At 63.0% G+C, this 12306-nt stretch carries 6 protein-coding genes; all 6 read right to left on the reverse strand.

The annotated features are described in order from the left end of the window. Positions 1-34: 34 nt before the first annotated feature. On the reverse strand, positions 35-661 hold the full coding sequence (gene cysC / locus VFZ66_26160) for an adenylyl-sulfate kinase (protein HEX6292695.1): 627 nt from the start codon (positions 659-661) through the stop codon (positions 35-37). Further along, positions 658-3339 carry a sulfate adenylyltransferase gene (gene sat / locus VFZ66_26165; protein HEX6292696.1) on the reverse strand — a complete coding sequence of 894 codons (2682 nt, stop codon included), beginning with the start codon at positions 3337-3339 and terminating at the stop codon, positions 658-660. Before sat ends, cysC begins: the two co-directional genes overlap by 4 nt. Before the next feature lie 1124 nt (positions 3340-4463). Further along, positions 4464-6590, reverse strand: coding sequence for a DNRLRE domain-containing protein (locus VFZ66_26170; GenBank protein HEX6292697.1), 2127 nt, complete (start codon positions 6588-6590; stop codon positions 4464-4466). A gap of 681 nt (positions 6591-7271) precedes the next feature. Continuing rightward, on the reverse strand, positions 7272-8804 hold the full coding sequence (locus VFZ66_26175) for an MFS transporter (GenBank protein HEX6292698.1): 1533 nt from the start codon (positions 8802-8804) through the stop codon (positions 7272-7274). 94 nt (positions 8805-8898) lie between these two features. Continuing rightward, positions 8899-9870 (reverse strand): 2,3-diaminopropionate biosynthesis protein SbnA, encoded by a 972-nt coding sequence (gene sbnA, locus VFZ66_26180; GenBank protein ID HEX6292699.1) that lies wholly within the window; start codon positions 9868-9870, stop codon positions 8899-8901. Between the two features lie 32 nt (positions 9871-9902). Continuing rightward, positions 9903-12306, reverse strand: a 2404-nt coding sequence (locus VFZ66_26185) for a thioesterase domain-containing protein (GenBank protein ID HEX6292700.1), incomplete at its 5' end; no start/stop codon positions are given.

Here is a 12306-nt window from a genome sequence, read left to right on the forward strand (position 1 = left end):
GTCGAACGTTGAACTTGGAACTTTGAACGGTGCGCTAGAGATACCCCAGATCGCGCAGCCGCTCGGTGACGGCTTCTTCTTCGTCGTCGGTGTAGACCATGTCCAGATCGGGGGCGGCTACCAGCACGAGCCGCTCGACATAGCCCAGATGCTCTAGCTTGGCGATCACCTTCGCCGCGCTCTGCTCCGGCGTTTCCCGACCGTCGCTGTAGCAGACGACCTCAGGATGGAAGGGCGGCTCGTAGGGGTCCGACACGCCGGTGAAATTGCTGATCTCGCCGTTGAGCGCTTTGCGATACAGCCCTTTCACATCGCGGTCGGTCAGCGCCTCGATCGTGCAATCCATGTGGACCTCGACGAAGCGCCCGATCTGCGCGCGCACCTCGTCGCGGATCGCGCGGTACGGCGAGATCGCCGCGACGATCGACACCACATCGTTGCGCGTGAGCACCTCGCAGACCCAGCCGATCCGCCGAATGTTGGTGTCGCGATCTTCTTTGGAAAAGCCCAGCCCTTTGCTGAGATGGGTCCGCACGACATCGCCGTCGAGCACCTCGACCTTATGCCCTCGGCTGCGCAGGTCCTCGGCGACGATCGCGGAGATCGTCGATTTGCCGGAGCCGGACAGTCCTGTGAACCAGATGGTGAATCCTGTTGTCATACCGCTACCCCTGCTTGCAAATCGATCGGCCTGCCGCGAATCCCCTCCGGCGCGGGCTGGCCCAGCAGCGCCAGCACCGTCGGCGCGACATCGTAGATCTTCAGGTCGTCGAGCTGCCTGCCGCCGCCCGGATTGCGCGGATCGTAGAGCATGAAGATACCGTGCTGCGCGTGGTTCGCGTCGTCAGGCCCCGTGTCGTTCTCAAAGGTCCATACGCTCTCGTGGCCCACGCTGCCAACCGAGCGCCAGCTCAGGTTGCCAAAGTAGATGATCAGATCGGGCGGAATGTTGTTGAGCTGGGTATAGACCTCTTCCGGCTTGAAGGCGATCGTGCCGATGTTGCGACCGTCGGGATCGGCAATCGCGGCCAGCTTCTCGATCAGCAGCGCCCGCTCGCGCTCATAGTCCTGCGGCGGGATCACGCCGTTGGGCTCGCGGCCCTGCACGTTCATGAACAGCCGCCCATAGTAGCCGCCCGCGCCCCAGGCTTTGGTTCGCGTCCAGTCGATCTCGCACTTCTCAAGCGGCACGATCTGCGACGGCTGCTCTTTGAGCACCAGATAGCCCTCGCGGATCAGCCAGTCGTTGAGGCAGAGGCCGCCGACCATCGCCTTGCCGCCGTGGTCGGAGACGACCAGCACGATCGTGTCGTCGTCGATATACTCCAGCAGCCCCGCGATCTGCCGGTCGATAAACACGTAGTAGTCGTGGATCGCCTGCTGGTAGCGGTTGCCCGGCACATGCTTGGGATGGGCGGGGTCCATATACTTCCAGAAGGCATGGTGGATGCGATCGACGCCCATGTCGACGGTCATGAAGTAGTCGTACCGCTCGCGCTGGAGCAGGCGTCGGCAGATCGTAAAATGCTGCTCGGCCATGCGGTAGATGTCGCAGAGGATCTGATCTTTATTCTCCGAGCGAAAGTTGGGCACGTCCACCAGGAACTCGTCGCCGATCCAGCCCGCGATCTCGTGCTTTAGCTCCGCCGGATAGGTGTACTGGCTCTTCGCGCTCGGCGTCAGGAAACAACTGACCATGTGGCCGTTGACCGGCTGCACCGGGTAGGTCTGCGGCACGCCGATCACGCCGACGTGCTTGCCAGCATCGCTGAGCAGGTTCCACACGCGCGGATACGTCACCGCTTTGGCGTTGGCGATCGTCATGCGCTCGTAGGAGTAGTCCGCGCGGTTGCGAAAGCCGTAGAAGCCAAGCTGGCCCGGATCGCGTCCGCTCATCATGCAGGCCCAGGCGGGAACGGTGATCGCCGGAATCGTGCTTTCCAGCCGTCCGTACGCGCCGCGCTGCATCAAGCCGCTAAGCGTCGGCAGGTCGGCCCGCCACGCATCGAAGACCAGCTCCGGCGCGGCACAGTCCAGACCGATCACCAGCATCCGCCGCTGGGCTTGCTCATCGCCGGTACTCGCCGCGACCATACGCGCCTCCTTTGTGCCGGGCTGCTCGGTGGGAGCAGGCGGCAGGTCCGTGTGCCCGATCGGCTCTGCGCCGCGCGGCTCCCGCTGATAGGCTTCGATCAAGATCTGCGCAACTTCAGGGCGGCTATACTCAGGCGGTGGCAGCTCGCCACGGGCCAGCATCTCGCGCACTTTCGTGCCGCTCAAGATCAGGTGGTGCTCCGAGGTATGCGGGCAGGTCTTGTAAGACGCCATCGCATGGCACTTCTGGCAGTAGAAGGTATGCTCGAAAAAGAGCGGCGTAATGCCCAGCTCGTGCGGCGCGAACTCGTCGAAGATCAGCTGGGCGTCGTAGGTGCCGTAGTAGCTGCCGACACCGGCATGATCGCGCCCGACGATGAAGTGTGTGCAGCCGTAGTTCTTGCGTGCCAGCGCGTGGAAGATCGCCTCGCGCGGCCCGGCGTAGCGCATCGCCGCCGGGTACACGCCCAGGATCGTCCGATCGGGCGGGTAGTAGTCGCGCAGCAGGCTTTGGTAGGAGCGCATGCGTACGTCGGCGGGAATATCGTCAGCCTTCGTCTCGCCTACCAGCGGATGCAGGAACAGCCCATCAACGATCTCCAGCGCGGCCTTCTGGATATACTCGTGGGCGCGGTGGATCGGGTTGCGCGTTTGAAATCCCACGATCCGCCGCCAGCCGTTTGCGGCAAACATCCGTCGCGCCTGCGCAGGCGTGTGCCGAAACTCCGCAAACGCCGGGCTGGTCGGCGGGCTGATCACCCAGATCTCGCCGCCGAGGTATACCTCGCCAGCCGCGTAGAGCCGCGCGACGCCGGGATGCCGCGCATCGGTGGTTTGAAAAACCTGCTGCGCCTCGTGCTCTTGGTCGGCGGCGTACTTTTCTGCCAGCTCAAGCAGCCCGATCAGCCGCTCGGCGCGATCGTACAGTGCGATCTCTTGCCCAAGCTCCAGCGTCGCCGCCTGCTCCCGCGTCACCGCCAGCGTGATCGGGATCGTCCAGGGAAGGCCGCTCTGGAGGTACATCTCCTCGACAACGCTCAGGTAGTCGGCCTGGCCCATGAAGCCGGTCAGCGGGCTGAATGCTCCGTTGCCAATCAGCTCCAGGTCGGAGAGATTGACGCTGTTCAGCGTCAGCCGGGCCAGGTGAGCGGCGCGCTCAATCGCCGCCTCGCGGAGCGTGCCCCGCACGGTGCGATCGATAAGTGTTCCGCCGTGAGGAGGAATCGCCGGAGTAGATCTCGCCACCGGATGCTCCTTCGCTGAATGCCGCCGCCGAGTGGCTCAGCGCCGCTCAGCCCTTGAGGTGTGCCTGTAGCTCTGCCTTATCGGGCGAGCGATTGACTGTCTCTGTAGGCGCGTGGCGATGATGTTTGAAAATTGGGCGCACGCAGGATCGTCGCGGGAAATGCTCGCGCATGACACAGCGTTGTGGTTGAGGCCGTGGATCAATCGCTCAGGATCAGAGGATTCCTGCGAAATGGGGAGCCTTACATCGAAACGGGGATGTAGTGCTACGCTTCACCGCCTGGGTGTCGCCCCAGCGTACGCCCTCAACAGATCCGCCACGATAACCTCCGGTTAGATACTGATGAAGTCATGCGCGCTTGTGCCCGTTTGCCGAATGCTACGAATGGATGTACAATCGTTAAGACCTTTAAACACGTAGCCAAAGGCCCAAATGCTCGCAGCAAGGGATATGGATCGTGTGGTCGTCGGATGAGGAGTGATTACGGCACTCCTCATCTTCTTTGTGGCTGTCCAGTCATCCATCACGGACGACAGCGAGCAGCGACATAGACCTTAATGTTGCGTATGAAACAGCGAGAGCTTGCCCTCGGATCATGCGTGACTCATGCTCTACGCTCCAAAGGTGCCTATCCGCGTCACTATGCTATGAAGTTGTACACAGTATGAGGAAGCGTTGTGATTGGTATCCCCACCTCACTGTTGACCAGTGAACCTGGGGTTAACTACGCCGTCGCGCCATTCATAACGACATCACATGGATAGAGGAGTAGGCTGCATGGGAGGATGCAAGAGGAATGTGTGCAGCGAGCCAGGAATTATAGGCGTGATGCCAACGCTATGGGTGGAGTCTGACGGAGGTACCTGATACATAACAAAGGGGGCAATTATGTACCTTGTACCCATTTTAGATGTTAACTAAACATTAAAGTCGCGTTAATCACCTATCAATTGTGGCTATTATACATGAACGGCATGCAATGTCAATAGGCTTAATGTGCAGGAAACGCCCAATCTGCGAGTGATATGTGCATCCAGGGGTGCTCATAACGAGCAGCGAGGAGCGGCAACGTTGCCGCTCCTCGTTCCGTGTATGCGTGGTCCGTCTCCGGCTGCCCGATGTGCTAAGGAGTGCGTGGATCGGTGCGGTTCAGATATTCCTCTACGTCGGTATAGCCGTCCTGATCGAAGTCACCGCTTGTGCTGGACGACGATCCACGCGAGGTCGATCCAAACTGCTGCTGCTCCCAGGTATCGGCCATGCCGTCAAGATCGGCGTCGGCGGCCAGCGGGCCGGAGCCGAGCGTGGGCCACACAACCTGCGCGCCGTTGAGGAACTGGCCGGTTCGCTGTGTGAGGTTGGCGATGATGCGCTGATCCGCGCTGTCGCGCACGGGCCAGGTTGCGCCCGCGCCCTGCACGATCTGACGATACGCATCCTGAGCGCTCTGCTCGGAGCGCATCGAGTACGGCCCGAAGCGGGTGGCGCTGTACATGCTCTGCGGATCGCCGCGCACGGTGCTGAAGCCTTCCGTTACTGTGCCTTGCTCAAAGACCGAGCCAGGCCGTGGCGTTGGGTTTTCGGGATTGGTGCGCGACTTCCAGGCCAGTAAGGTTCTCGTCATCGGCCCGCGAATGAACATGTTGTTGATCAGGTTGAGCGAACGAGGATTGCCATGCGCGGCGGCGGTCCCCCAGTTGTAGATCACGTTGTTGACGACATCGATCAGCTCACCGCCCATGATCTGCGGCATTCGCTGATCGGAGGTGGTCAGCAAGTTGTGATGCAGTGTGATCCGCTTCGGGTGGGCGCTGAGATCGAGCTGCGTGATGTTCAGGCCAAGCGAATGACCATTTTGATCGGTTGTGCCCTCGCTGTGGTTGGAAAGATAGAGTCCCTCGCCGAGGATTGAGTGCTGGATCGTGATGTCATGCGCGTTGGTGAGGATCGCGGCGCCGCCAATATCCGGCCCCCAGACCAGCGAGCTGTGATCGATCACCACGTTGTAGACTTCGTCTCCTCCGGTCCCGGACATCGATACGGCATCGCGCTCGTTGTTCGAGCTTTGATTGAGCTTGTCGCCGGGGCGTACCTTGAGATGGCGCAGCACAACATCATGGGTGCGAATCTTGAGCATGGCTCCTTTGATCTGCACGCCCTCGCCCGGCGCAGACTGGCCGGCGATCGTCACGAACGGCTGGGTGATCGAAATATCGTTGCTCAGCTCGATCGTTCCCGCGACGCGGAAGAGCACCATGCGCGGACCGCTCGCCTCAAGCGCGCTGCGCAGGCTTCCCGGCCCGGAGTCGGCCAGTGTCGTAACGTAGATGATCCGCCCACCACGACCGCCGGGCGTTGCGCTGCCATGTCCTTCCGCGCCTGGAAAGGCGACCGCTGCCGCCGGAACCTTGGGAGGCGCCTGAGTCGGCGCAGCGGTAGGCTGCTGGGTTGGCGCAGCGGTGGGCTGCTGGGTTGGCGCTGCCGAGGGCGATGGAACAGCGGTGGGCTGCTGGGTTGGCGCTGCCGAGGGCGATGGAACAGCGGTAGGCTGCTGGGTTGGCGCAGCGGTGGGCTGCTGGGTCGGCGCTGCCGAGGGCGACGGAGCGGGCGGCAACGTCGGCACTACGGTGGGCACGGCTGCTTCAGTCGTCGTGATCAGCAGATGGGGCCGCCGCCCCGCGTTGTTATGATCGCGCGACGCAAAATTGACTCCATCATCGCCAGTCTGGCTGATGCCGAAGCTGTACACGCCCGGACCCGCGACGATCGACGTAACATTGACCTCGACCCAGGAATCATCGGCGGCGTGATCGAAGCCCCCAACGGGCGCGCCGTCGATCGCCGGTCGATTGGTGTATGTAACGCCAGATTCATCCCAGGTGGTATTGGTCATCGACCAGACCGTGCCGCTGGCGGCGGGCGACGGATTCAGGACATACAGCCGCAGGGTAGCGGACGCGATCGGGCCGGGGATGCCCTCGACGGCGAAGCGGAGAAAGCTTTGTTCTTCGGGATTGGCATCGTTCGCCAGACTCCGCTCCAGGCCGAAGTTCTGGTCGGGGAACTCAGCGCTGACGGACGTATCGGCAATCGCAGGAACCGCGATTGGTCCTGCCGTCTGGGCCGACGCAGACAGCGATGCGTACAGCACCGGGCTGACGGCTGCGACAACTATTGTCAGCAGGAGCAGCCCGGCCAGGAGCAGCCGCTGCTTATACCAGGCATGATCAGATTTGTAGTTAAAAGCCATCGTGGGCCTCCTTGATTTCCGCGCGGATTCACATGGTCCGCGCTGGATATGTTGCTCACCGTGGAGCGCAATGAACTACACCTCGCCGTTGTAGACAACGAGGGCTAACGATTGTATGGCTTTACAACGATACCTTGGGAGCTATGACGCTGGGGCGGGATCGAGGCCGAATGCATAGGCCGTGCAAAGCATAAAACCAGATTCAGAGTCGATGCAGCGCTGCATCGGTGATGCTGGCAGTTACCGTGTCGGGCAACCGGTCGCGAAAGTTAACAAATTTTCGAATATTTGTCAACTTTACTACATGATGTAATTTTCCTTTCCAGAATCGGTGGGGCATGCCATACTACGCCGCACCAGAGCTATTAAGTTCTTGATGATAGTCCTTTTTGCCTTTTTGTGAAGTGTCAAGAATGGTACACAGAGGTCGTGTTGATCGAGCCATTTGTGGGAGGGCATGCCTTTACCAGCTTTTGATGATTGGTGCCGGTACGAGCAGAGCGTCTGATCCCGGCACGCGCGCACCCCCTCTCCCAGGGCGATCGGAGAGGGGGTGCAGTGCGCTCTACGGTGCTCGGTTCCAGGTTGTGAGTTTCGCAGCGAGGCGCTTACCCCGGTCCCAGCGTGTACCGGACCGGCCCCGTGCTCCGGCGGGCTTCCGCCTTGGTTCTTTCGTCCGCGCTACGCAGCCGGGCTGGCCGCAGGCACCGTACCGACAGGCAGCGGCTCGTCGCTCGTATCCGAGGCGGTGGCGTCCTCAGCGGGCGCAGCGGCGACGGCTTCGGGAGCGGGCGCAGCGGCGACAGCGGCATCAGCTTCGTCGATCGCGGCTTCGGCGGCGGCCTGCGGGGAGGCGGTAGCCGGAGCGGGCGCGGCTTCGGCGGGCTTCTTGTCGGCAATCGCATCTGGCAAATCCTGCTCGACGCGGCGCAGCGGACGGTAGAGGTAGCCGCCCGCCGCGGTCAGCATCGCGATCATGCCGATCAGCACAAACAGGAGGCCAACGCCACGGCCCGGCCCGCTGCCGATGATCGCTCCAATGCTTCCGGCCAGCGCGCCGTCGTTCGCCATCAGCGGCTCAAAGACCTGATCGGAGAGCGGCCCGGCCAGCACATAGGCGAGCGGCGCGCACGACCACGAGATCATCAGGCGTGTAGCGAAAACGCGGCCCTGCACTTCCGCTGGGACCTTCATTTGCCAGATCGCCTGGCTACAGCCGTTGATAAACGGGATGCAGAACATGCAGGTGAACGAGGCGATGCCGATCAGCACGGGCGAGGCTTGCAGCCCGGCCAGGAGCAGACTGAAGCCAAAGAACAGGCCAAGGCCGAGAATCCCATGAATCCGCCGCTTGGGACCGCCCGTGGTGCTGAGCACCAGGCTGCCGACAAGCAGGCCAGCGCCGCCCAGCGAGCCGATCGTGCCGAGGACTGGCGTGGTAGAAAACTTCAGGATCAGCGGCGTGAACAACACCTGGGCCATGCCGAAGGCGAAATTGACGATCGCGAAGAAGATCAGCATGCTGAGCAGCCCGGCCCGTCCGGTGATATAGTTCCAGCCATAGCCCGCCTCGCGCAGCACCGAGCGCTTCTGGGCCGAGCCGGAGCTGGCAGGATTCGGGATCTGCACCAGCAGCAGGCTCGCGATGGCGACCAGAAACGTGATGAAATCGATCAGCACGATGCCCTGCAAATCGATCGTCAGGATCAGAAAGCCCGCCAGGAGCGGCGCGACGATCTGCGCGGCGGCGCCGCCAAACTGGATCATCCCGTTCGCGCGTGTCAGATGCTCCTTCGGCATCAACATCGTGGTCGAGGCGGTGTAGGCCGGAAGCTGAAAGGCACGCATCACCGAGCGGATCGCGACCATGATGTAGATGTGCCAGATCATGAGCTGATCGGTCCAGAGCAGCCCGGCCAGCAGCAGCGATAGCACCGCCGCTCCACAGTCGGTTGCAACCAGCACTTTGCGGCGATCCCAGCGATCGACGTACACGCCCGCCATCGGCGAGATCAGAATGCTGGGCAGGACACCCGCCAGTGTAATGAGCGCGAACAGCGTCACGGAGCCGGTCCGCTGATAGGCCCAGACGCCGAGCGCGAAGTTCGTCAGGGCGTTTCCAAACATGGACACGGCCTGTCCAAACCAGATGATCGAGAAGTCCCACATCTTCTGGCTGGCCGTTTTTGGTTGAGCAACTGCGCTCTGTGCCATTTCGTTCCTCCTGATAGGATAGAAAGCGTTCTTTGATAGCTGTCGGTTTCCCAGATATGTATGCTTTGTTCTTTCGGCTTGTGGCCCTGCGGCGCTAGCCTGGAAGCGCCAGCGCCTCCGCCTCCGGTAGCTGAGCAACCCACTCGTCGCTATAGACCAGATCGAGATAGCGCTCGCCGCGATCCGGCAGGATCGTCAGCACGCGGTAGGGACGCGGGAAGCCGGGCGCGAGCTTGAGGATCGCCGCGATCGTCGATCCCGACGAGCCGCCCGCCAGGATGCCCTCGGCGTCGACCAGCTCACGGCAGCCGTGCGCGGCCTCCCGATCGCTCACATACACAACCTCGTCGATCTCAGCGCGGTCGAGCAGCTCCGGCACGATGCTCGACCCGATACCGGGGATCTTGCGCGATCGGGGCGGGCCGCCAAAAATGACCGACCCGACCGCATCGACGGCGACGACCCGCAGCGTGGGAAACGCCTGACGGAGGCGACGCGCCACGCCTAAGATCGTACCGGTGGTGCTCACGGCCACCACGAGACAATCGATCGGCGCGTCCAGCTCCGCGATGATCTCATTGCCGGTGCCGTCGGCGTGGGCCTGCCAGTTACGCTGGTTGGCATACTGGTTGATCCAGAGCGCGTGCGGAAGCGTCTGGCAGAGCGTCTGCACCCGCTGCAAACGGGTCTTGAGATAGCCGCCCTGGTCGTCGGCCTGATCGACCATCTCGATCTGCGCGCCCAACTGTTGCAGCAGGCGCAGGTTGATCGGCGAGATGGTTGGATCGACGACGCAGGTGAGCCTGAGGCGGTACACGCGCGCCACCATCGCCAGCGCGATTCCCAGATTGCCGGATGTGCTCTCGATCAGATGCGTGTGCGCGCTGATCGTGCCATCCTGCAAGCCTTGCTCGATAATAAAGCGGGCCGGTCGATCTTTTGAGCTGCCGCCTGGATTCAACAGCTCCAGCTTGGCAAGCACCTCCAGTCCCGGCTGCGCAAAGAGCCGCCGCAGATAGACAAGAGGTGTTTTGCCGACACAGCTCACCACCGATTCGTGGACCATCGAGTCACCTTCTTCCTGCATGGGCCGAGAAACTATTGCAGCACCGGCTGCGCCAGATCGAGACAGGCGCGCAGCCGCTCCGCAATAGCTTTGACATGATCGCTGTCCTGCATCATGCTCAGATGATCGCCGGGAACTTTGGTCAGGGCCAGTCCGCCCTGAGCCAGCGCCGTCCAGCCAAGGTCGAGCGTCTCATCCTCAGGATGGTCGACGGCGCGGAACAGCACGGCGCGAGCCGCGCAGGGCAGCGGATCGTAGGCGCGCTCGGCCTGGAGCATCGCGCGGTAGATCTTGAGCATAATTCGGATCTGATCCAGGCCCAGATCGAGCGCGATGCGCTCCTGCTCTCTGGCCTGCTCGATCACTGCCAGGAAGCGCGTGTCGGGATCGAGATGCTCCAGCGTGGCGGCGATCTCGGCAAAGGCGGGCACTCGATGCAGCAGAATATCGATCTCGTTGCCCAGCTCCAGCCCATCGGGGATCTCGTAGCGCGAGGCCGGATCGAAGAGCGCCAGCAGCGCGATCTCCTGCCCTTGCGCGATAAGCTGCCGCGCCATCTCAAAGGCGATGCGACCACCTGTGCACCAGCCGCCCAGGAGGTACGGGCCTTCCGGCTGCTCGCGCCGGATCTCCTCGATATAGCGCGTCGCCATCGCCTCGAAGCGCGTGAGCGGCTCGTGCAGCCCGTCCAGCCCGACCGCCTGCAAGCCGTAGAAGGGCTGATCCTCGCCTAGGTACTGCGAAAGGCGCTGGTAGCTGAGCACATTGCCGCCACCGGGATGGACGCAGAAGAACGGGCGGCGCGTCCCATTGGTCTGGATCGGCACCAGCGGCGACCAGTCGGGCTGCTGCGGGCGGCGCAGCTCGTCGGCGAGCTGCCGGATCGTCGCGCCTCGGAACAGCGTCGCCAGCGGCAGATGCTCGCCAAAGACGCGCTGCACCTGCGACATCATGCGCACCGCGAGGATCGAGTGCCCGCCGATCTCGAAGAAGTCATCCGTGACGCTGATTGGCCTGACATCGAGCAGATTCTCCCAGATGCCGACCAGCTCCTGCTCGATTTCGTCGCGCGGGCCGGCGAACGTGCCCGACAGCGCGGCGCTGGCGATCTGCGGCGCTGGCAGCGCGCGGCGATCGAGCTTGCCGTTGGGCGTGAGCGGCAGCTTATCCAGCAGCACGAACGCGCTCGGCACCATGTACTCCGGCAGCGTTTCCTTGAGAAACGCCCGTAGCTGGGGAACGACCTCTTCCAGAAACAGCGCATGGAGCGGGTTGTTGGCATAGGCACTCCACGGCTTGCGCTGCACGACGCGCTCCGGCAGCAGCGGTGCCGCGCTGGCGCTCTCCGCCGATGCAACCCGCTTGAAGACGACCTCGTAGCAGCCGCCGACGCCGGAGTCGGTCCAGGTGATCGCGGCCTGATACGGCAGCTCCTCGCACAGCGCCCACAGGTCTTCGGGATCGACGCCGACCGCCTGGGCGCTCGCGCGAGCGGCGGTGCGCAGCTCGCCGACCAGCTCAGGGCCTTCGTCGGCGGTGAGCCAGTCGCGGGCGGTGACATCGGCCCAGATCCGGGCGTTGGGCACGCGCGTAAAGCCGATCATCTCCGGCTGCGTGGTGGCGAGCATCTCGCGCACCTGCACCACGGTCAGCGACTCTTTTTGCCAGTCGAGCCACTGATACCCGGCGCTGGGAGCCGCAGCACCACCGACATACAGCAGCACATCGTAGCGGAAGCGCGTAAACTCGTTGTGGTAGCGGCCACGCTTGAGCTGAATCTCGACATGGCTGATCTGTGGAAGATGCTGCTTGAGCGCGAAGAAAAAGGCCGGATCGATCAGCATATCCTTTTCCCGCGTCAGCCGCCGCTGAACAACCTGCTCCAGCGCCTGCCGCGTCAGCAGCGGATCGGCCCGATCCATCTGCACCGAGACATGAAACGTCTCAAGCAGCGGCAGGCTGCGCACGTCGCCGATAAAGACCACGCCGCCCGCCGCGACGTTGACCGCGCCTTCGATCACCTGCACCAGATAGTCCATGCTCGGAAAGAGCTGGACCACCGAGTTCAGCACCACCGCGTCGAACGAGCCGGGCACGAAGCCGCTGAAGTCGCTGGCCTCTTGCTGCCGCAGCGTGATCGGCGGGAGCGGCGCGGTGTGCGCGCTGATCTGGCGCTCGATATGCCGCAGCGCGGAGGGCGCGATGTCGGTGCCGTGGTAGGTGGTGCAGTGCGGCGCGATGCGGAACAGGAGCAGCCCGGTGCCACAGCCGATCTCAAGCACGCGCCGGGGCCTGGACGCCAGCACGCGCTCGACGGTGCGGTTGACATACTCGCGCATCTCGTCTTCGGGAAACGGCTGGCCGGTGTAGCTGCTGTCCCAACTGTTGGTATTGAAGGTCGGGTCGGCGGTGGTCTGCTCGCGGCTATAGGCGTCG

The organism is Herpetosiphonaceae bacterium (genome assembly GCA_036374795.1).
Lineage (GTDB): Bacteria > Chloroflexota > Chloroflexia > Chloroflexales > Kallotenuaceae > LB3-1.